This is a genomic window from Bacteroides celer (assembly GCF_002632415.2).
Taxonomy (GTDB): domain Bacteria; phylum Bacteroidota; class Bacteroidia; order Bacteroidales; family Bacteroidaceae; genus Bacteroides.
This window is the reverse complement of the sequence record NZ_CP178209.1, coordinates 1,310,706-1,331,907: the sequence shown is the minus strand read 5'-3', so window position 1 is coordinate 1,331,907 and position 21,202 is coordinate 1,310,706. Positions and strand designations below refer to the sequence as shown.

The 21,202-nt window shown below is 42.8% G+C and carries 17 protein-coding genes and 1 tRNA gene; 3 read left to right on the top strand and 15 right to left on the bottom strand.

All coding sequences use genetic code 11. The features are described from left to right. Positions 1 to 2: 2 nt before the first annotated feature. The 6 genes from CJF29_RS04930 to CJF29_RS04905 form a co-directional block, all read right to left on the bottom strand. On the bottom strand, positions 3 to 803 hold the full coding sequence (locus CJF29_RS04930) for a MotA/TolQ/ExbB proton channel family protein (RefSeq protein WP_004312432.1): 801 nt from the start codon (positions 801 to 803) through the stop codon (positions 3 to 5). A gap of 74 nt (positions 804 to 877) precedes the next feature. Further along, a tRNA-Ser gene (locus tag CJF29_RS04925) sits at positions 878 to 965 on the bottom strand. Between the two features lie 120 nt (positions 966 to 1,085). After that, positions 1,086 to 1,862 (bottom strand): TatD family hydrolase, encoded by a 777-nt coding sequence (locus tag CJF29_RS04920; RefSeq protein ID WP_004327306.1) that lies wholly within the window; start codon positions 1,860 to 1,862, stop codon positions 1,086 to 1,088. Then, complete coding sequence (locus CJF29_RS04915; protein WP_004297925.1) at positions 1,856 to 2,572, bottom strand: hypothetical protein; 717 nt, start codon at positions 2,570 to 2,572, stop codon at positions 1,856 to 1,858. The genes CJF29_RS04920 and CJF29_RS04915 overlap by 7 nt, the downstream gene beginning before the upstream one ends. 15 nt (positions 2,573 to 2,587) lie before the next feature. Beyond that, positions 2,588 to 3,562: a polyprenyl synthetase family protein gene (locus CJF29_RS04910; protein WP_004306794.1), complete on the bottom strand. Its 975-nt coding sequence runs from the start codon at positions 3,560 to 3,562 to the stop codon at positions 2,588 to 2,590. 69 nt (positions 3,563 to 3,631) lie between these two features. After that, positions 3,632 to 4,315: an energy transducer TonB gene (locus CJF29_RS04905; RefSeq protein ID WP_099146830.1), complete on the bottom strand. Its 684-nt coding sequence runs from the start codon at positions 4,313 to 4,315 to the stop codon at positions 3,632 to 3,634. 70 nt (positions 4,316 to 4,385) lie between these two features. Between CJF29_RS04905 and cmk the strand changes: the two genes are divergently transcribed. The 3 genes from cmk to pfkA all read left to right on the top strand — a co-directional run bounded on the left by cmk (position 4,386) and on the right by pfkA (position 7,277). Next, the gene (gene cmk / locus CJF29_RS04900; protein ID WP_176553145.1) at positions 4,386 to 5,219 is read left to right on the top strand and encodes a (d)CMP kinase; all 834 of its coding nucleotides are present in this window, start codon (positions 4,386 to 4,388) and stop codon (positions 5,217 to 5,219) included. 8 nt (positions 5,220 to 5,227) lie between these two features. Beyond that, entirely contained in the window at positions 5,228 to 6,097 is an 870-nt protein-coding gene (locus CJF29_RS04895) for a 4-hydroxy-3-methylbut-2-enyl diphosphate reductase (protein WP_008998817.1), read from the top strand. 199 nt (positions 6,098 to 6,296) lie between these two features. After that, positions 6,297 to 7,277: a 6-phosphofructokinase gene (gene pfkA, locus CJF29_RS04890; RefSeq protein ID WP_004297914.1), complete on the top strand. Its 981-nt coding sequence runs from the start codon at positions 6,297 to 6,299 to the stop codon at positions 7,275 to 7,277. Between the two features lie 698 nt (positions 7,278 to 7,975). On the opposite strand, the gene CJF29_RS04885 is transcribed toward pfkA, so the two are convergent. The 9 genes from CJF29_RS04885 to CJF29_RS04845 all read right to left on the bottom strand — a co-directional run bounded on the left by CJF29_RS04885 (position 7,976) and on the right by CJF29_RS04845 (position 21,162). Further along, positions 7,976 to 9,193, bottom strand: a complete 1,218-nt coding sequence (locus CJF29_RS04885; RefSeq protein WP_099146819.1) for a PepSY-associated TM helix domain-containing protein — start codon at positions 9,191 to 9,193, stop codon at positions 7,976 to 7,978. A gap of 87 nt (positions 9,194 to 9,280) precedes the next feature. Further along, a complete protein-coding gene (locus CJF29_RS04880) occupies positions 9,281 to 10,669 on the bottom strand; it encodes a DUF4374 domain-containing protein (protein ID WP_099146820.1) in 1,389 nt (462 codons plus the stop codon). Between the two features lie 40 nt (positions 10,670 to 10,709). Then, on the bottom strand, positions 10,710 to 13,124 hold the full coding sequence (locus CJF29_RS04875) for a TonB-dependent receptor (protein WP_099146821.1): 2,415 nt from the start codon (positions 13,122 to 13,124) through the stop codon (positions 10,710 to 10,712). A 158-nt stretch (positions 13,125 to 13,282) separates the two neighbouring features. Further along, a complete protein-coding gene (locus CJF29_RS04870; protein WP_074557645.1) occupies positions 13,283 to 14,134 on the bottom strand; it encodes an SDR family oxidoreductase in 852 nt (283 codons plus the stop codon). Beyond that, on the bottom strand, positions 14,131 to 15,354 hold the full coding sequence (locus CJF29_RS04865; protein ID WP_074638215.1) for an NADH:flavin oxidoreductase: 1,224 nt from the start codon (positions 15,352 to 15,354) through the stop codon (positions 14,131 to 14,133). The genes CJF29_RS04870 and CJF29_RS04865 overlap by 4 nt, the downstream gene beginning before the upstream one ends. Before the next feature lie 55 nt (positions 15,355 to 15,409). Continuing rightward, positions 15,410 to 16,171: a DUF1295 domain-containing protein gene (locus CJF29_RS04860; protein ID WP_099146822.1), complete on the bottom strand. Its 762-nt coding sequence runs from the start codon at positions 16,169 to 16,171 to the stop codon at positions 15,410 to 15,412. A 183-nt stretch (positions 16,172 to 16,354) separates the two neighbouring features. Beyond that, positions 16,355 to 17,698: a citrate/2-methylcitrate synthase gene (locus tag CJF29_RS04855; protein WP_008998828.1), complete on the bottom strand. Its 1,344-nt coding sequence runs from the start codon at positions 17,696 to 17,698 to the stop codon at positions 16,355 to 16,357. 26 nt (positions 17,699 to 17,724) lie between these two features. Continuing rightward, positions 17,725 to 18,915, bottom strand: coding sequence for an NADP-dependent isocitrate dehydrogenase (gene icd, locus CJF29_RS04850; RefSeq protein ID WP_074557638.1), 1,191 nt, complete (start codon positions 18,913 to 18,915; stop codon positions 17,725 to 17,727). A 3-nt stretch (positions 18,916 to 18,918) separates the two neighbouring features. Beyond that, positions 18,919 to 21,162, bottom strand: coding sequence for an aconitate hydratase (locus CJF29_RS04845; RefSeq protein WP_099146823.1), 2,244 nt, complete (start codon positions 21,160 to 21,162; stop codon positions 18,919 to 18,921). Between the last annotated feature and the right edge of the window lie 40 nt (positions 21,163 to 21,202).

Below are 21,202 nucleotides of genomic sequence, written 5' to 3'. Positions count from 1 at the left end.
GATTATTTTTTGTATTTCAAGTTATATTTGATTACCATATCAAGCAAAGAGATAGAAGAATCTTCCATTTCACTTGTAAGAGCCTCAATTTTAGAAAGTACGTAGTTATAGAATACCTGAAGGATCAATGCTACGATCAAACCGAAGATAGTTGTAATCAAGGCAACTTTCATACCACCTGCAACAACCGTCGGAGAGATATCACCTACCTGCTGGATTTTATCAAATGCCTGCACCATACCGATTACAGTACCCAAGAATCCGAGTGACGGAGCCATTGCGATAAACAGTGTGATCCAAGAACATCCTTTTTCAAGGTAACCTGCCTGTACACCACCATAAGATACAACTGACTTCTCAACTACGTCGATACCTTGATCGATTCTCATCAAACCTTGGTAGTAGATAGAAGCAACCGGGCCTCTGGTGTTACGAGCAATGTCTTTAGCAGCTTCAACATCACCTTTTTCCAAAGCAGCTTCGATAGATGCCATGAATTTTTTTGTGTTGATTTCAGCCAAACTCAAATAAATGATACGTTCAATACAGAAAGCCAAACCGATCACCAAAGCGATAGCTACCAAACTCATGAAAGATGCAGTACCTTCGATGAATTTAACTTTGATTTCCTTGTGAATACCACCCTCTTCTGCAGCAGGAGCAGCAGCTGTAGTAGCTTCAGCGGCAGGAGCAGCTTGTTGTTCAGTTTGTTCTGCTGCAGGAGCGTCTTGAGCCTGAGCAAGTTGAATTGAGCCAAAAGTGAAGGCCCCAATCACAGCAACAATTGCAAATAACTTTTTCATTGTGTGTCTAATTTTTAAGATTAATTAATTGATTATTATTATTGTATTTACTTCTCATCTCTCTTTCATTTCTGCGGAGAGACGGGGATTCGAACCCCGGATACGCTTTTGGCGTATACACGCTTTCCAGGCGTGCCTCTTCAACCACTCGAGCATCTCTCCCTCTGAGTTTTCAGCATTTTCAGCTACAAATGTATTCTTTTTTTTCTTTTCAAGAAGCATTCTCCCTCTTTTATCTCGAATAAATACGGCAAATTAATATAATTTAAAACCTTTCGAACCTTATTTGCGGATTCCGAACACTTTTAGCGCATTCACAGAAGTGACCTGTGCCACGTACTCCGGATCCCTCTGATAAATATCAGCCACCTTCATGAGTGTGTCTCTCACATTGGCACTTTCATTTCTCTTTCCCCGGTTCGGCACGGGAGCCAAATAGGGAGAATCGGTTTCGAGCACAATGCGCTCTAAAGGAACAGTCGTCAATGCCTCCGGCAAAGTCGATTTCTTGAAAGTTACAACTCCATTGATACCTAACATAAATCCTTCAAATTCCAACAATTTCGCCGCTTCTTCCGATGTCCCGGTAAAACTATGAAAAATGCCGGTCAAAGAGGTATTTTTATAGGGTTCCATTACCTTATATATATATTCAAACGCTTCTCTTGAATGGATTACAATGGGAAGACCATATTCCAGCGCCCACTCTATTTGCTTTTCAAAAACCAAGATTTGCTCTTTCAGAAAAGTCTTGTCCCAATAAAGATCAAGACCTATTTCTCCGATAGCCACAAACTCACGGGAAGTCGACAAGTATTTGTGAACAATCGCTAATTCCTGTTCATACGATTCATTGACAGAAGTAGGGTGCAGTCCGATCATCGGATAGCAAAATCCCGGATAATCCCTACAAACCGACAACATAGCATCAATGGTCGTACTGTCTATATTGGGCATAAAAATATAGGAAACTCCCGCTTTCTGCGCACGTTCCATCACCAAAGGCAGGTCTTCGGTAAATTCTTCAACAAAAAGATGAGAATGAGTATCGATCAACATGATATTTCTTTTTCTTCTTTTATTTTTTCGCTGGAGCGATAATAATATATCAGTCCATAGTCGCGGCATTTTTCTAATCGGGTATCATTGGGAGTGACATCCTGGTATTTGGCTTCTACCTGATTCCAGATATCCAAAATCAATTCATCGGCACGGTCACGCATAGACGCCAGTTCATCAAGACTACGATTGGTTAATGCCTGATAGTTCTTCTGCCGTTCATAGCTTTCCAGAAAAATATCATAATGCACTTTTACGCGTGCAATAGTCGGATTATAAATAGGTATGCCACCTTGAGTGGTCCTTAATTGTTCGCCTTCGATTATTTTCTTCCCCCACTCTACCAGAGAGGCTTCACTCAACAGGTCCGGTACGGTATTGGAAGCAGGCAAGCCATATAACTCTTTATGTGCCACCTTGATTTCATCACGAAGCACTGCCAAATTGAGCACCTGAATAAAATGAGAGATATACAGCCGGGCAGTCTTCACATTCATCTGGTGTTTACGGCTGGCACGCGACTGATTATCGTAGCACTGGGTATAATAAATTTGCGCTGCCTCAAACCGATGCAAAAAGTTACGCGCTTCAAATAATGTCTTCAATGTAATAGCCAAGTCACGCACATTATACATCTCTCCCTTTTCGACAGCCGCTTTCAGCGCCCGAACTCTTGCTTGATCAGTATTTGGTAGTCGTCTATAAGGCATATCTCCGATACTTAACTACATTTCACGATACATTAATAATTTCACCAGATTCTTCAGTTCTTTTTTTCTGTCTTCCGCAACAGCTACCGCCGCCAGACTTTCCATAGCGAACGTATAATATTCACGCATTTTGCTTTCACAAATATTGCGGATATTCAACTGATTATAGATTTCAGTTACCGCTTCGATTTTTTCAGAAGGTTGAAAAGCCTCCGCATTCAACCAACGATTCAATTCAGCATGCTGCTTTTCATCCGCACGGTTCAGTGCTTTGATAAGCATATATGTTTTTTTATTGCAGAGGATGTCTCCACCTATCTTCTTCCCGAACACTTCCGGATCACCATATACATCCAACAAATCATCCTGTAACTGGAATGCTACTCCAATATGCATTCCAAAATTATATAGATTTTCTGCATCTTCAGCAGTCGCTCCTGCCAGAATTGCACCTATTTTAAGACTACCCGCAAGCAACACGGCTGTTTTCAAACGAATCATTTCAATGTATTCGTCTTCTGTAACGTCACAGCGAGATTCAAATTCCATATCCAGTTGCTGTCCTTCACAGATTTCGAGTGTAGTCAAACTGAATAAATCCATCACTTCTTTCAGGTGTTCCGGTGGACAACCCGTCATATACCGAAATGCCAGAATCAACATAGCATCTCCCGAAAGTACAGCAGTATTATCATTCCAGACCTTGTGCACGGTAGGTTTCCCTCTGCGCACATCCGAACGATCCATCAAATCATCATGCAACAAGGTGTGATTGTGGTAAACTTCAATCGCAGTGGCAGGATCGTATATAGACGCAACATCCTCCCGATACAAGTTATATCCCATCAACATTAATACAGGACGTATCCGCTTCCCACCCAGAGAAAGGATATATTCAATCGGTTCATAAAGTCCTTTCGGCGTCCGGGTAAACTGGATTTCAGAAATATGATTATTTATCTTATCGAGTAATTGAGAAGCTGTAAACATGATGAATAAAAAAATTAATGAATAAAAAGAGGCTGCCGAAAGCAGCCTCTCCATTTATAGTGTTACAAATTACTGCAATCTAAACATCACAGGAACTGTAAATTTAACACGTACCGGTTTTCCGCGCTGCATACCTGGTTTCCACTTCGGCATGGTATTAATCACACGGAGGGCTTCTTTATCCAGATACGGGTCGACGCTACGTACAACCTTCGCATCTACGATACTACCGTCTCTGTTAACAACGAACTGTACGATAACACGTCCTTGAGTTCCGTTTTCCTGTGCGATAGTCGGATATTTAATATTTTTTGCCAGATACTGCATCAAAGCTGCTTGTCCGCCCGGGAAGTCCGGCATATTTTCTACAACCTCGAAAATAGTCTGTTCTTCCGGTTCTTCTTCAACCACTTGTACAGGCACATATTTTACTTCTACACGAGCTTGATTATCTTCATTGATAATAGTTGTTGTTTCCTCAATATCAGCTTTATCATCCACAATCTCCAGCAATTCTGCTACTTTTGGAGCTTCAGGTGGTGGTGGAGCTGCTTGTTCAGGGGTTTCGGTAATAGGAATAATTTCCTCTTCAAACACGACATCAGCTACTGCCTGGCTTGTATCAATCTTCACGTCACGTTGGGTCCATTCGAACGCCACGAACATGAAAGCTAGAACTACCACGTAACCAATGAGCAACCATGTAGACTTCTTGCCTTCCAGGTCTGCTTTGGGTGATTTTTTAACTTCCATAAATTTATTAATATAATGATTAAAAAAAAGTGTCCTTCCATGTGTCTCCGGGCAAATATAGTACATTTTCATGTATTCGTTCCCCTCTTTACCTCTTTTTATCCGGCTTTTTAACTTTTTTAATTCTTTCGTACTTGTCTTGCTCCTTTTAACGGCAAACTTATGGTTGATTTTCAAATTTACCGTATCTTTGGCGGACAAATCAGATGAACTGAATATGAAAAAGATAACAATTGCAATCGATGGTTTTTCCTCTTGCGGAAAAAGCACAATGGCTAAAGATCTGGCTCGTGAAGTGGGCTACATTTACATTGACAGCGGAGCCATGTATCGTGCGGTCACCTTATATAGTATAGAAAACGGAATTTTCGACGGAGACGTTATTGATACGGAGAGGCTAAAAAAAGAAATTAAGGACATTCATATATCGTTCCGGCTGAATAAGGAAACCGGACGTCCCGACACTTATCTTAACGGTGTGAATGTAGAGAATAAAATCCGTTCGATGGAGGTTTCTTCCAAAGTGAGCCCTATTAGTACGCTCGACTTCGTACGTGAAGCAATGGTAGCTCAGCAACAGGCTATGGGAAAGGAAAAGGGCATTGTTATGGATGGCCGGGATATAGGAACTACCGTTTTCCCGGATGCGGAACTGAAAATATTTGTAACCGCTACTCCCGAAATCCGTGCTCAACGCCGTTATGACGAACTGAAAGCAAAAGGACAGGAAGCCAGCTTCGATGAAATTCTGGCAAACGTGAAACAACGGGATTATATCGACCAGAACCGGGAAGTAAGTCCGCTTCGCAAAGCTGAAGATGCTCTGCTTCTGGATAATACCCACTTATCGATTGAAGAGCAAAAGGAATGGCTTTTCGGACAATTTAATAAGGTAAGTAAATAGTTTGCTTTATGATCAAGGTAGAGATAGACGAAGGTTCCGGCTTCTGCTTTGGTGTGGTGACAGCCATTCATAAGGCAGAAGAGGAGTTGGCAAAGGGAGAGACCCTCTATTGTCTCGGAGATATTGTACACAATAGCCGGGAAGTGGAAAGGCTTAAAACGATGGGATTAATCACAATCAACCGGGAAGAATTCAAGCAACTAAAGAATGCCAAAGTATTGCTTCGCGCACATGGAGAGCCACCGGAAACTTACATGATTGCCCGTGAAAATAATATAGAAATTATCGATGCGACCTGTCCCGTAGTATTACGTTTACAAAAACGTATCAGACAAGGGTATCTGGCAGACAGTGACAAAGAAAAACAAATTGTCATATACGGCAAAAGCGGCCATGCTGAAGTGCTGGGATTGGTGGGTCAAACAGATGGAAAAGCAATTGTCATCGAAAAGGCAGAAGAAGCCAAAAAGTTAGATTTAAACAAAAGCATCCGTCTTTTCTCACAGACTACCAAGTCACTGGACGAGTTTCAGGAAATCGTGGAATACTTCAAGCAACATATTTCACCGGAAGCGACTTTCGAATATTATGATACTATCTGTCGTCAGGTTGCCAACCGGATGCCTAAGCTTCGGGAATTTGCGGCTACACACGATTTGATATTTTTCGTCAGCGGCAAAAAGAGTTCAAACGGAAAAATGCTGTTCGAAGAATGTTTGAAGGTGAATACCAATTCACATTTGATAGATAACGAAAAAGAAATAGATCCTTCTCTCCTTCAAAACGTAAATTCAATTGGCGTATGTGGTGCGACTTCTACTCCTAAATGGTTGATGGAGAAGATTTACAATCACATTCGGACGCTCATCAAAGAATAGCAGCTTTATTCTGACAAAGAATAATAGCAAAGCAACATAAGGAAACGGCAAAGTAACATGAACGAATAAAAGGAAAGCGGAAAAAGGTCATTTGAACATTTTTAATGTTTTCTTCTTACGAAAAAAAACTTCATAACCACTGCTTTCAACTTTTTGTTGTACATTTGCCGCGTCAAACTAATTAATGAGAGATTGTTATATGGGAACAGTTAAGTGTATCGGAATTTTGACCTCCGGAGGTGATGCTCCGGGAATGAACGCTGCTATACGTGCAGTGACACGTGCAGCCATCTACAATGGATTGCAAGTTAAAGGTATATACAGAGGATATAAAGGTCTGGTTACAGGTGAAATCAAAGAATTCAAGAGTCAGAATGTGAGTAATATCATCCAGTTGGGTGGTACTATCCTGAAAACAGCCCGTTGTAAAGAGTTCACGACTCCGGAAGGTCGTCAGTTGGCTTATGACAACATGAAAAAAGAAGGCATCGATGCTTTGGTTATCATTGGTGGAGATGGCTCACTGACAGGTGCGCGTATCTTTGCACAAGAATTTGATGTTCCATGTATCGGACTGCCGGGAACTATTGACAACGACCTTTATGGTACAGATACGACCATCGGATATGATACTGCATTGAATACCATATTGGATGCCGTAGATAAGATTCGCGACACAGCCACTTCACATGAACGTTTGTTCTTCGTTGAAGTTATGGGACGTGATGCCGGTTTCCTTGCGTTGAACGGAGCTATCGCTTCGGGTGCGGAAGCTGCCATTATTCCGGAATTCAGTACGGAAGTCGACCAACTGGAAGAGTTTATCAAAAACGGATTCCGCAAATCAAAAAACAGTAGCATTGTATTGGTAGCCGAAAGCGAACTGACAGGAGGAGCCATGCATTATGCCGAACGTGTGAAAAACGAATATCCGCAATATGATGTACGTGTGACGATTTTAGGTCATCTGCAACGTGGTGGTAGCCCTACCGCTCACGACCGTATCCTGGCAAGCCGCCTTGGTGCTGCTGCTATCGATGCTATTATGGAAGACCAACGTAATGTTATGATCGGAATCGAACATGATGAAATCGTTTACGTGCCGTTCAGCAAGGCTATTAAGAATGACAAACCAATCAAGAGAGACCTTGTTACTGTATTGAAAGAGCTTTCGATCTAATTTTTTATTCTAAAAAGTTTATTTTTACTGATATACGACGATAAAGAGCTGTGAATGATGGAGTAACCCATTTATTCATGGCTCTTTTATTTATATAATATAATAGAGATGAACGACAACTACAACACCAAGTGCGTTCATATATATGAATCCCATCCTCCAGTGCTACTTACCTTTCGTGACAAATATCCATTAAACTACCGTTATACAACGCAATACTTCCATCATACAGTAACTATTGTTCGATTAGGATGCCGATATAGCTAATTCACCACGGCCGTGGTAGCTTCTTCCCACAGCCGTGAAGAGTTCCTACCACAGCCGTGGGAAGATCTTGTCACGGCCGTGGGAAATTAATGATACCGATACTTTAATAGAACAATACCGGTATCCCAACGTAACTATACCAGTTTCTTTTCCTATCCCTCCCACTTTATCAGCCTGCAAACAAGCTACCTGATAAGGAGTCAGCACTGACAATAAAAGTATATATGTTTTATTGTCAGCCTATTATCAACATCTATTGTCAGGATATATAGAATTGATATTCAACCACTTGAGTGTTATTCTGACAGATTGACGATAAAAAGAGTACAAATCACAATGTATTCTAAACAAAATCGTATGATTTTGCTCAAATCGGAATAGAAATAAAGTAAAGATGCCATTATTGACAATGGCCTACCATTATACAGCCTTTATTTCTTCGTACCTATTAATTGCCTGATGAATTTGCTTATCCATAAATAATAGCCGGTCAGTGGTAATGCAGCCCCAATCAAAGCAGCAATAAAAGCAAGTATGCGGGTAAACATCCCTCCCCAATTGCCGACATGTACCGAATAAATCCAGCCGCGAATTTTTCCTGACTTGTCTTGATGTTGATAAAGACTTGTTTCCGTAAATTCACCAGTATCCGTATTGAAAGAATAACGGTCAGACGCACGCTGATTTCCGAAGCGGTCGAAAGACACACTTGCCGTACCGGAAGAAACACTAATTTGCTTATATTCCGGATTTTGATGCTTTAGCTTATCATACACTTCCTGCCAACAAGCAAATGGTGAAGCCGCAGAATACCGATCACTATGATTGCTTTCCGAACCCTCTCTTTTATCAGCACTTCGCCTACCATTTCCTCCCCTTTTCTTTTCCAGATCAGCCAGTCCGGTATTTCCTTTATGCTCATTATGCTTCTGTTCATTTCCATGGGAAGCCCGTTGTTGTACCTCTACCCCGAAAACTTTATAAAAAGCCGTCCGGTACCATGGAAAAGACCATGTCAATCCCGTCAGTGCCATAGCTAACAAAAAGATCAAAGCATACATTCCACCTGCCACATGCAAGTCATACCAGAATCTTTTCCAACCTTTTGTTGCCGATATTTTCAGACTGTTTTTCAGTGCCCTACGTGTATGGGGCCACCAAATGACAATACCAGAGACCAGTACCACCACAAATAGCAGTGTACTGACACCCACAATCATCTTTCCCCAAAATATTCCTTCATTTCCCGGATTCATACTATCCAACAGCCAACGATGCATCCGGAACATAAACATAAAAAAGCTACTACGTTCTTTTTTACCTTTTATTTCACCCGTATACTGATCTACATATAAAGAGGCACGGCGTGGTTTGGAAAGACTGACCTGATAAGCCCGTTCGGGATCAGAAGAAATACTGACACCGGTCACAGATATACTATCCGGCAATGCAGATGCCACTTTTTCAAGCAACTTTTCGATAGGAACAGGTTCTTCCTTCACCGTTTCCACGCAGTAAAGATCGTGACAAGACAGTTCATTCACTTCATCCTCAAATACTAGCATCGCACCGGAAAAACAGATCAGAGTGATTATCAGCCCGAAAGGGACGGAAAGCCACAAATGTATCTTTCTGAATATTTTCTTCATGTTTTCATTATCATTCTTGAAAAGCCTGCAAAGCTTTCCGCTCGGCAGGCTTTCATCTTTAAAAACTATTCTCTACTAAACCGGTATTTATTTAGAAAGGTATTCCATCTTACCTACCGTAGTAATGGCATCAGCATTTACCGTCAGACCTTTGACTGCTTTACCCGTCTTTGCATCAATCTTATAGAAAGCCGGTTTCTCGCCGGTAGTCACAGTAACCGCCATATAAGCATAACCATTTTCTCCATAAGGCTCACCGCCAAACTTACTGTCAGCCGGCAAACCTGTAACGGGTATAATTGTTTCATCTTCTGCCTTGAACACCGCCAATTCACTGACATCGGCATCTTTACCATTCTGAATCATATCTTCCGCACCGTTTTTATACAACTGGAGCAGGAAATAATCTTCAGAAATATGCCAGCAACGGAAAATCGGATGACGAGTTCCTATTTCCTCAAAGTTCACATAATAATCCGGATCGAAAGCTGTTGCGCCTGCTTTGATACGCATCACACCGGAAGGTTTCTGCCCCGTTACCTTTTTCAAATCGGCAGACGAAACAGCCGTACGTCCATATCCGGGAGAGAATACATACACATCGCCATTATCAGCAGCCCAGATAGTCTGATAATATTGTGAACGCATACGGCCACATGCATAACCTATTTTATCTGTCGTAGCAATCACCGGTGTCTCGTTGAAATTAATACCACTATAAATTGCTACATAAGCATAATCCGGATATTGTGTGGAAGGGATGACACCAGCCGTATAGGCACCACTGCCACTACCACCATCAGTTTTAGCCACAAGTTCCTGATCCGTCACTTTGTCCGGCCACTGTTTAATACCGTATTTACTCATCCCCATCGGAATCACCGACGTATAAATCTTGTTGTTGGCTTCAACCAAACCTGCCCATGAAACTTTTTCGCCGTTACCCAAGAAGTTTTCGGCAAGCAATGTACCTTCTTCCTGGGAACCATCCGTCGCATCCAGATAGTTAAACAATAAAGCTTGAGCCACATTCTGGTCCTCATCCGTTATATTCGAATCTCCGGTAGAAACGGTCACTACTTTATTTCCCCAGGTTCCATAAGATGTGATACGGTTATAAGTATAGGTATATTTTTCTTTCATTTTACCATCGGTACCCAGATAATAAGAAGCTCCCGTACCCGCTCCGCCTTTATTATAAACTAAGGCAAAGACATAATCCAATCCTTTATACACCCAATATGTACCGCCAATCACTTCGGTTCCATTCCCCTGGGTCGACACCGTTCCCTCATCCAAAGAATTGGCCACCACCAGACAACTGGCTTCACCGGATGTGGCAGCAACCACATAAGCCGTATTTCCGTCAATCGCAGGATTATCTACCGGATTATTATCATCATCGCAAGATGCAACAAACACACCGCTACTCAAACAAAAAGCTGTAGCAAAAGCCTGTAATAAAAACTTCTTCATATATTCTTTATTATTGATTTATACTAAAAACTTACTCTACTTATTTACCCCAAAATACCCTGAACTTTCCATAGAATGCCCGCCCCGCTTTTTGCAGACTAAAATTGTCGAACAACCGGGCATCTGTGAAATTCCGACATTCAAATGATACATTATAACGTCCGTGTTTCATTGTATAGGACAAAGACAGATTATGAGAGAACTGTTCCGGCACTATATTTTTTGATTCTTTATCTCCCAGATTCTCCCAATAAAGAGGGAAATCATGTTGCCAGTAGCTATCATACCCTATGCTCAATACATTTCCCTTGACAAACAAGTCGTTCCAATAGAAATTAGCGTTGATATTGGCATAACGATAGGGAAGATTGGGCATGCGCACCTTATAGTGCATACTTTCCTGCAAAGAAGAGCCTGCCAGATATTTCTCATAATCGCGGGTATCAATACTATTGAATGTTCCTCCTATATCAAACCAACGTGAAAAGCTATACAGTAATGACAGATTATATCCTTTCGTTCTCACATGACCGTGGTTCTCATAATACCCGTAACTGGTTCCTCCCAGTACATCCAATCCTCTTTTTATGTAATCTTTCGTATCCCGATAGATCAGACCGGCCTCGGCATACAGTCCGTGCCTGCCAAACTGGTGATTATAACTGAAACTCAAATTGATATTGTCGCTCTTCTCCGGTTTCAGGTTTATTTTGCCGGCTTCAAGGTCTTCATCTCCAAACAGCTCGTCTGTCGTAGGAAGCCGGAAAGCCTTCTCATACGATAGCTTCACCTGCAGGTCCTTCCATAGAAAATACGTACCCGCTGCACCATATCCGAGGGAACTTGCGGTATTGGACAGGTTGATATAGTTGCCTATACCATCTGTGTTTTGTGACACCGGTCCCTTGTTGTATTGCCGGTAGTACTTGGCAAATGCAGAAACATTCCACTTTTCCGATGGCATCAGACGATAAGAAAGTCCGCTGACATTCTTACGTGTAATCTTAGGTATAGTGAAATCCGTAAATTTGGAAGAAGAGCCTACCGTAGAACGACTTGTACGTTCAAAATCACTAATCACATGGCTGAAAGTAAATGTATGCGCCTGTCCGATATGATAATTCATCTTCAGTGTTCCATTCCAGTTTTTATTTTTAGATTCACTGTTCTGATAAGATTGTTCTCCCCGGCTACCCTTTTCATAGAAATCTCCTCGCCAGTTGTAAGCCCGGGAAGCCGTATCTACATTGTTGGTGATATTATGATTATAGTTGGCAGTAAATAGCAAATCCAGATTCTTGACGAACAAGTTCTTTTTATAGTACTCCAATGAAGGAACCAATGAATGTCCCTTGCGGAATTTCTCACCGAACACGACATCTTGATAAACGCCTGTCTGTATCTCTTTATAAAAATGAGAATAATTGAAACTCAATGCCAGTCTGTCCGCCCATTTCTTTCCCACCAGACCGATTTTTCCGATCACAGCTTCATTATGGTACTGATCGTTAAAACGCTTCAGATGATAAATTTTGCTTTTATCGAGCGGCGGAAAACGTACGCTGCCGTCTTCCCGAATCTCAAACTCGCGTACATAAGTGTCCACATAGTAATCATTGTCCGAGAAATTCTGGAAAGCACTGACTTCATACATGAAACCGTTCTTGAATGTTTGTCCGAAACGTGCGTATGACTTATGAGTATTAAATGACCCGTAAGAATAGGAAGCGTCCATAAACCATTTTCCGGGCTGCTTGTTGGTAACGATATTCACAACGCCTCCGATGGCATCTGTTCCGAATCCTACCGGAACCACTCCTTTATACACCTCAATACGGTCTGCGAAATTAATAGGGACATTATTCAAATCGAATGCAGCACCGGCTCCCTCCTGTGGTATGCCGTCAATGAATATTTTCACATGTTTCCCGCTGAAACCATCAATATACAATTGCATATCCGACCCTACTCCACCTGATTCACGGAGCTTTACCCCCGGCACTTTAGTCAGTGCGCCCGCCAAGGTCTGCGTACTGTTATGCAGTTTCTTCGCATCAATGGCTACCGCATTAAAAGCAGATTTATTCACACGACCGACACCGGATGTCGTAACTACCACCTCTCCCAACTCTTTTACTGCCGGAGCAATGGTGATATTTACCTTTATTCTCTCTCCCTTGCCTAGTTTGACTTTCTTTTCTACGGTCTGGTAGCCGATAGCTGAAACAACCAGGGTATATTCACCCGCCGTAGTTTTCAAATGATAGATGCCCTTTTCATCTGTATAGCAACCGTGATTGGTTCCTTTCAGATAGACCGTTGCAAAATCCACAACTTCCTTTTCTGTAGACATCACTCTACCCGAAATCAAACTGTTACGATGATGCCCACGTTGTGAATATGCTGATACGGAAAACAAGAACACTAGAAAAACCAGAAAATACTTATTACTCATCTCCTTTTTACCTTTTTACTTTATACCTTTTCATTGCTCTAAAAGCGATGCAAAGGTAAGTAGAAAAAAAAGTGCAAAACAATCCCTATCTTTCGGTAAAAATAAGACAATATAAAAGAGATATATAGATATGCGCAATACCTATATATAAGTAAATACTACTTCAGCCAGCTCGCCAACGACCGTTCCGTCACCTCCCACAACTGCTCTTTCTGCACATGATTCGTGTATTTATCAGACAAGTTTTTCCGGTGGTTATTGACATACAGTTGTCCTGTCACGCCTGCTTCCTTTTCATCCAACAATAAACCGACTGCCGTAGAAGCCCCTTTTTTCGGTTTGCGGATAAAAGGACGGAAAAAAATATCCGTCAACGGATCGAACCACTTATGCATCGTAATGATATTAGTAGAAACAATTCCCGGATCAGCGGCATTGACGGTGATTCCTTTCTCACTAAGTTGCCTGGAGAGTTCGAAAGTAAATAGTAACAAAGCCAGTTTGGTGTTACTGTAAACAGGAATTCTCCAAAAACGCCCCGTTTTTCCTCTGTGAAAGAAATCGGGAAAATCGAGTTTACCGATTGCGTATGTACAAGAAACCATATTGACGATACGCGCTCCACGCACCATCAGCGGAACCAATTTCCGGGTAAGCAGATAAGGTCCCATATAGTTCACACTTACCGTTCGCTCAAACCCATCAGAAGTAGTATGAAAACCAGTCTCCATCGTTCCGGCGTTATTCATTAACAGAGTAATGGGAAGGTTTCTTTCCAAGATACGGTTGGCAAAAGAAACTACCGATTGCATGGAAGACAAATCAATAGCCATTACTTCCAAATACGGGTTTTCGGTTTCCTTGCTCAAACATTCGCGAACAATCTCCGCTTTCTTTGGATTATAACATGCCATTATGATTCGATAACCGGCTTTGGCTACGGCACGTGTTATTTCTGTCCCCATTCCTCCGTCTGCACCGGTGATAATCGCCCATTTCATTTCACTCATTTTTTCTCCAATTTATCAATCTCCTTTTGCAAAGACAAAGGAATTTGTTCTTTCAAATGTTGATGACAAGCCATTTCTATCGTATACATACGACCGATGCAATAATTACTGTGTCCACAGTTGCAGCGTGCCTGTTCCTCCTTTTTCATCCGGTTTACAAATCCCGGTTCGTTGAGCAAAGCTCTCGCCATCTGCACGGCATCAAAACCGGAATCGAGCACTTCATCTATTTTCTGGCGGGAAACAAGACCGCCGACATAAATCAGTGGCGCATTTGGAAGAGCTGCCCGGAATTTTAGTGCATCTTCAAGGAAATATGCTTCTTTAAAAGGCACAGAGGGTATCATCCATTTACCAAACATACGAACTCCGTATTTCAACCACCAGCAATTCATATAGTAAGACATCGAACGGATCGGCATGGCACCCCGCATCACATACATCGGTGCACGGCTCACAAAGCCTCCACTCAACACCAATCCATGAACGCCATGTTCCAATAGACGTTTGGCCACTTGTATCGATTCGTCAATCTCCATGCCTCCTTTGAAACCGTCACGCATATTCATTTTCACGAAAACAGCCATATCATTGCCTGCCGCTCTCATCACTTCTTCCATCACCAAGTCCATAAAATGCATCCGGTTTTCGAGCGAACCACCGTATTCATCCTTCCGATGATTGGTATATGGAGAAAGGAACTGACTAATCAGATATCCATGTCCTGCATGTACCTCAACAGCGTCAAATCCTGCTTCTCTCGCCAGATTGACTGCATTTCCATACGCTTGTGCCATTTCCGGCAACTCCTCCTTTTCCATTCCACGCACAAACGTAGGAGAGTAAAGATTAAAACCCGAAGATGCGGATATAGGAGTGACACCACAAATATTTCGATGGGACATATTTCCACAATGTCCGATTTGTATACCCACTGCTGCACCTTCATCGTGCACAGCTTTTGTCAATTCATGTAAACGGGGAATAATAGACGGGCGCAACCACAACTGACGGTCGAAAGAAAGTCCGCTTTGCGTCACAGCGGCATAGGCCACTGTTGTCATACCCACTCCTCCCGCAGCTACCGAACGATGGTAATCCAGCAACATCTGCGTAGGAGTATTCTCCGGACACATGCTCTCAAAAGCTGCCGAACGGATTGTTCGATTCCGCAACGTCAAAGGCCCAAAAGTGACCGGGCTAAAAAGTTTAGATTCCATAGTAGTTATATTTATTAAGTCATATTTAAGTCGTGATGAAAAGTGCCTCTAATACCTAATAAAGGAAAGGGAACACTCGTTTCCGTTCTCCCACCGCATCTCCGAATTCTTCGCGATAACGGCACCAGATGGCATTGGCACGGGGAACAAGGTTGGCAATCGTCCACCAAAGGAAAACAAGTCCGGAAAGTGAACAGGTGAGTATCGCCCATCCTGCCCATTCTACTATTTCACCAAAATAGTTGGCGGAAGTGACATAACGGTACATTCCTTTTTGAGGCAGATAATGCCGGGTATCTCCCGGTTTACGCAAGTGCCGGATGATATAATCCGAATGCCAGTTCGTCAGCATACCTGTGAAAAAAAGCAGTGTGCCTATAATAAACCACGGTGAAGTGAACCAACCGGATTGATACATCGTTTCGGGAGCAAGATAAAAGATCCATTTACCTTGCATATAGCCATTCAACAAATTAAAAAGAACACCCATCGACATGATTGCCAGCGGCATCTCACTTTTCCCCGTCAATAACAGAGGAAAAATGAAAGCACGCTGAAAGTAGTGAATCTGGAAGAACAGGAAAAAAGTGAAGATCACCGGTTCAAACCGACGCTCGGAATATATCCACATTACGGACATCACCAGGAAAACCGGAGCTTCCATCAATATCCATGCTAGTTTATTGGATATAGCTACGCCCCACGATGCCGTGCGGAAAATGCCATATCCGGCTTTCACAAAGTAAAGGGCGATAAAAACAACCAAGGCAATCAGGCTCATCACGCCCAGAAATAGATTAAAAGCATCTATATTCATGTCGATCTTTTTTTTGTAACACGCAAAAATAACAAAAATGAGATGAATGACGGTACAAAAAAGAGAAAGAATCTGAAATACATTCCTTTACGAACATAAAAACAGCATTCCCGAACGCATACCTGGAATTACCAGGCATACATCCGGGATCACTTATATATTCAATAAAAGGATTTGTTTTTATCAGCGTTTCTTGATTGGAATATAAGCCAAATCATCGAGTACATTCTTATAAGCCGGGCGGATAATTCGTTTGCCTTCGAAGGTCAATTCTTCATTACGATGTGCACACCAGCCTACGATACGCGCCATAGCAAACAGAGGAGTGAAGATTTCCTGCGGTAAGCCGATCATTTCATACACAAAGCCTGAATAGAAGTCGATATTGCTGGATACTGTCTTTCCGTTGTTTTTAACACGTCCGAAAGTAGCGATAGCACGTTCTTCCAACAGTTCGAGGAAAGCAAATTCGCTTTCTCTTCCTTTTTCACGGGCAAGGTCACGAGCCAATTCTTTCAACAGAAGAGCACGGGGATCGGAGATCGTATAAACAGCATGTCCTATTCCGTAGATCAGTCCGCTCTTATTATATACTTCCTTATTCAACATTCGGGTGAAATAAGTGTCTATCTCATCCACACTTGTCCAGTCTTTGATATTTTCTTTCAGATGCTGGAACATGTCGGCAACCTGAATATTTGCACCTCCGTGAAGCGGGCCTTTCAAAGAACCGATACCTGCGGCGATGGCCGAATATGTATCCGTTCCGGTAGAAGAAGTAACGCGAACGGTGAAAGTGGAGTTGTTACCACCCCCATGTTCTGCCTGAAGAATCAGTAACAAATCGAGGGTACGAGCATCGAGTTCAGTATAATTTCTTTTCAGCATGTACAGGAAGTTCTCGGCAATAGAGAGTTTTTCCTGCGGATGGCGGATATGCAGAGAACGTCCGAAAGTAGCATGACGAAGCATATTGTACGCATAAGCAATGATAGTGGGGAATTTCGAAATCAGTTCAATACTCTGGCGCATCAGGTTATCCCGGGAAGTATCATCCGCATTCGCATCAAAACGGTACATTTCGAGCACACTGCGTGAAAGAATATTCATGATGTTGTTTCCTTCCAACTCTATGATATTCATTTTTGTCTTCTGCTCCAACGGCATATTGTCGTTAATCAAATCACGGAAAGAAAGCAGTTCTTCTTTATCCGGCAGACGTCCGGAAAGCAACAGGTAAGCCACTTCTTCAAAACCAAAACGTTTCTCTTTGATAATGGCATGCGAAATATCTTCCACATCATAACCACGATAGAATAATTTTCCCGGTATCGGTTTCAGTCCACCACCCGGAATACGTTCATAGCCTACTACATTACCGATTTTGGTTAAACCTACCAATACACCTGTGCCGTCTTCATTACGCAATCCACGTTTCACATCAAACTTTGGGAACAATTCATTATCAATCCGGGTAGCTTCCTTCATCTCCTCGGAAAGTTTGTAAATCAGGTACTCTTTTTTCATCTTTCTTCGTTTTTTATTCGTTACTTTTATTTTTCAATTCTTTCCACGATCTCACGAGTGAAAGCGGAAGTAGAGAGGGAGGTTCCATTCGGCATAAAACGAGCTAAATCGTGTGTAGCACGAGCGTCCAGGAAGCTTTGTTCCAAGGCTTTCTCTATCAGAGCAGCCGCTTCTTTCCAATCAAAATATTCGAGCATCATCACTGCCGAAAGTATAATAGAACAAGGGTTCACCACATCTTTTCCCGCAATATTGGGAGCTGTTCCATGAGTCGCTTCAAAGATGGCATGTCCTGTTTGATAGTTGATGTTTGCTCCCGGAGCAATACCGATACCGCCTACCATAGCTGCGAGTTGATCGGAAACATAGTCTCCATTCAGGTTCAAGGTAGCTATTACGGAATATTCTTCGGGAATCAGGAGTGTATTTTGTAAGAAAGCATCGGCAATGCAATCTTTTATCACCAGTCTGCCGTCTGCCAAAGCATCGGCAAATTCACGTTGTGCCAGTTCGTAGCCCCATTTCTTAAAACCACCTTCTGTGAACTTCATGATATTTCCTTTATGCACCAGGGTTACAGAAGGTAAATGATGATCGAGTGCATACTGGCAGGCAGCACGTACCAGACGTTCGGTACCCTCACGTGATACAGGTTTCACACCGAAAGAAGAGGTTTCCGGGAAACGGACTTTTGTTACTCCCATTTCGTCTTTCAGGAATTTATAGAACTTTTCAGCTTCCGGAGTACCGGCTTCCCACTCGATACCTGCGTAAATATCTTCCGTATTTTCACGGAACACGCACATGTTCACTTTTTCAGGTGATTTGACAGGCGACTGTACTCCCTGATACCAACGGACCGGACGAAGGCAGACATATAAATCAAGTGTCTGACGCAGCGCTACATTCAACGACCGGATTCCACCTCCGACAGGAGTTGTCAACGGGCCTTTGATTCCTATCAGGTATTCCTGAAAGGTTTTCATTGTTTCATCCGGCAACCAGGAACCTATTGCATGGAAGGCACGTTCTCCCGCCAACACTTCTTTCCATTCGATCCGACGTTTGCCGCCATAGGCTTTCCGGATAGCTGCATCCACTACGGCTTGCATGGCAGGAGTCACTTCCGCTCCTACTCCATCACCGGTAATATAAGGTACGGTAGGCACATCAGGCACCAGCAACGTACCATCTGTTTGCATGGTTATCTTGCTCATTTTTTATCTTGCATTTAAAGCAGAACCGGCACGGAACCAGGCTATCTGCTGTTCATTATATGTATGTTGTACTTCAAAACTTTCTTTCGTTCCGTCTTCGTGATGAAGAACAATCGTCAAATTACGACCCGGTGCGAAATGGACTAAACCTACGACTGACAGAAGATCGTGTTCCTGGATCTTGTCATAATCCGCCTTGTCTACAAAAGTAAGAGCAAGCATTCCCTGTTTTTTCAGATTCGTTTCGTGGATACGGGCAAAACTCTTAGCCAGAATGACACGCACATTGAGAAAGCGCGGTTCCATGGCTGCGTGTTCACGGCTGGAACCTTCTCCATAATTCTCTTCGGCAACAACTATAGACGGAATACCTTCAGACTTATACATTTTTGCCGTACCGGAAACTGTTCCATAAGTATTTGTTGAACGATTCCAAACGCTGTTCGTTTCACCGTTGAAAGCATTGACAGCTCCCATCAGCATATTGTCGGAAATATTCTCCAAATGTCCCCGGAAGCGGAGCCACGGACCTGCCATAGAGATATGGTCGGTAGTACATTTGCCTTGTGCTTTAATCAGTAAAGGCATATTCAGTAAATCCTGTCCGTCCCATGCCGGGAAAGGCGTCAGGAGTTGGAGACGTTGAGAATCAGACTTCACCTTGATTTCCGTTTTTGCTCCGTGTGGGGCAATATATCCCTCATTTCCGGATGTAAAACCTTTCAAAGGAAGTTCATCTCCTACAGGTTCGGATAGTTTCACCTTTTCTCCGTCATGATTTACCAGTCTGTCTTTCAACGGATTGAAGCAGAGGTCACCAGCAATCGTTAATGCCATCGTCAGTTCCGGAGAAGCTACAAATGCATAGGTATTCGGATTACCGTCAGCACGTTTGGCAAAGTTACGGTTGAAAGAAGTAACGATTGAATTTTTCCGTGTCGGATCGTCCGTCTCGCGTTTCCATTGACCGATACAAGGACCGCAGGCATTTGCCATAATCGTGGCGCCCAACTGTTCAAAAGCTTCAATCATACCATCTCTTTCGGCAGTAGCCCGGATTTGTTCCGAACCCGGATTAACAATCAACGGAGCAGCGACACTCAAGTTCTTTTCAGTGACCTGTTTTGCCAGAGAAGCCGCACGGCTCAAATCCTGATAAGAAGAATTGGTACATGAACCAATCAAGCCCACCTCCATTTTGCGAGGGTAGCCGTTCAATAACACTTTTTCTGCAAATTCGGAAATTGGAGTAGCGGCATCCGGTGTAAACGGTCCGTTTATATAAGGTTCGAGTTCCGACAAGTCTATTTCAATTACACGGTCATAATAGTTGGATGGTTCGTCGGTCACTACATCATCCGCACGAAGATCGGCATCGACAGCTTCAGCCCAATCGACTACACAATCTCTGCCGGTAGCTCTCAAATAGGCAGCCATGCGCCCGTCAAACGGGAACAGAGAGGTAGTAGCCCCTACTTCGGCACCCATATTACAAATGGTAGCTTTCCCGGTAGCAGAAAGGGACTCGGTTCCGGGACCAAAATATTCGATAATAGCATTCGTTCCTCCTTTTACGGTAAGAATGCCGGCCAGTTTCAGGATTACATCTTTCGGAGATGTCCAGCCACTTAGTTTTCCGGTCAGGCGAACACCGATAATCTTCGGCATTTTCAGTTCCCATTCCATTCCTGTCATCACATCCACTGCATCCGCGCCACCGACACCGATAGCCACCATGCCCAGTCCGCCTGCATTAGGAGTGTGAGAATCCGTTCCTACCATCATACCTCCGGGGAAAGCATAGTTTTCGAGCACTACCTGGTGGATAATACCTGCTCCCGGTTTCCAGAAACCGATGCCGTAACGGGAAGATACATCTCGAAGGAAATCGTATACTTCTTCATTGGTCAATCTTGCCGTAGCAATATCCTCCTTTGCACCTTTGTACGCCTGTATCAAGTGATCGCAATGTACTGTCGAGGGCACAGCCACCTGATCCTTACCTGCATTCATAAATTGAAGCAATGCCATCTGCGCAGTCGCATCCTGCATAGCTACACGGTCGGGACGGAAGTTCACATAATCTTCTCCCCGTTTGTAATCTTTTAAATCGGCTACATCATACAGATGAGCATACAAAATTTTCTCGGCCAACGTTAAGGGGCGTTTCAATATAGCCCGTACGTGTTCTATCTTTCCTTTATAAGCAGCGTAGAAAGCTTCTAACATAGTCACATCATATACCATATTGTTTTATCTTTTATGAGTCTATTTATAAAAATAACGA

What these genes read in the sequence shown, in the direction of transcription:
- CJF29_RS04880 (WP_099146820.1), bottom strand. Translation starts at nt 10,669, where the DNA reads ATGAAGAAGTTTTTATTACAGGCTTTTGCTACAGCTTTTTGTTTGAGT.
- pfkA (WP_004297914.1), top strand. Translation starts at nt 6,297, where the DNA reads ATGGGAACAGTTAAGTGTATCGGAATTTTGACCTCCGGAGGTGATGCT.
- CJF29_RS04910 (WP_004306794.1), bottom strand. Translation starts at nt 3,562, where the DNA reads ATGTTTACAGCTTCTCAATTACTCGATAAGATAAATAATCATATTTCT.
- CJF29_RS04930 (WP_004312432.1), bottom strand. Translation starts at nt 803, where the DNA reads ATGAAAAAGTTATTTGCAATTGTTGCTGTGATTGGGGCCTTCACTTTT.
- cmk (WP_176553145.1), top strand. Translation starts at nt 4,386, where the DNA reads ATGTATTCGTTCCCCTCTTTACCTCTTTTTATCCGGCTTTTTAACTTT.
- CJF29_RS04860 (WP_099146822.1), bottom strand. Translation starts at nt 16,171, where the DNA reads ATGAATATAGATGCTTTTAATCTATTTCTGGGCGTGATGAGCCTGATT.
- icd (WP_074557638.1), bottom strand. Translation starts at nt 18,915, where the DNA reads ATGAGCAAGATAACCATGCAAACAGATGGTACGTTGCTGGTGCCTGAT.
- CJF29_RS04865 (WP_074638215.1), bottom strand. Translation starts at nt 15,354, where the DNA reads ATGGAATCTAAACTTTTTAGCCCGGTCACTTTTGGGCCTTTGACGTTG.
- CJF29_RS04875 (WP_099146821.1), bottom strand. Translation starts at nt 13,124, where the DNA reads ATGAGTAATAAGTATTTTCTGGTTTTTCTAGTGTTCTTGTTTTCCGTA.
- CJF29_RS04885 (WP_099146819.1), bottom strand. Translation starts at nt 9,193, where the DNA reads ATGAAGAAAATATTCAGAAAGATACATTTGTGGCTTTCCGTCCCTTTC.
- CJF29_RS04905 (WP_099146830.1), bottom strand. Translation starts at nt 4,315, where the DNA reads ATGGAAGTTAAAAAATCACCCAAAGCAGACCTGGAAGGCAAGAAGTCT.
- CJF29_RS04855 (WP_008998828.1), bottom strand. Translation starts at nt 17,698, where the DNA reads ATGAAAAAAGAGTACCTGATTTACAAACTTTCCGAGGAGATGAAGGAA.
- CJF29_RS04920 (WP_004327306.1), bottom strand. Translation starts at nt 1,862, where the DNA reads ATGTTGATCGATACTCATTCTCATCTTTTTGTTGAAGAATTTACCGAA.
- CJF29_RS04895 (WP_008998817.1), top strand. Translation starts at nt 5,228, where the DNA reads ATGATCAAGGTAGAGATAGACGAAGGTTCCGGCTTCTGCTTTGGTGTG.
- CJF29_RS04870 (WP_074557645.1), bottom strand. Translation starts at nt 14,134, where the DNA reads ATGAGTGAAATGAAATGGGCGATTATCACCGGTGCAGACGGAGGAATG.
- CJF29_RS04845 (WP_099146823.1), bottom strand. Translation starts at nt 21,162, where the DNA reads ATGGTATATGATGTGACTATGTTAGAAGCTTTCTACGCTGCTTATAAA.
- CJF29_RS04915 (WP_004297925.1), bottom strand. Translation starts at nt 2,572, where the DNA reads ATGCCTTATAGACGACTACCAAATACTGATCAAGCAAGAGTTCGGGCG.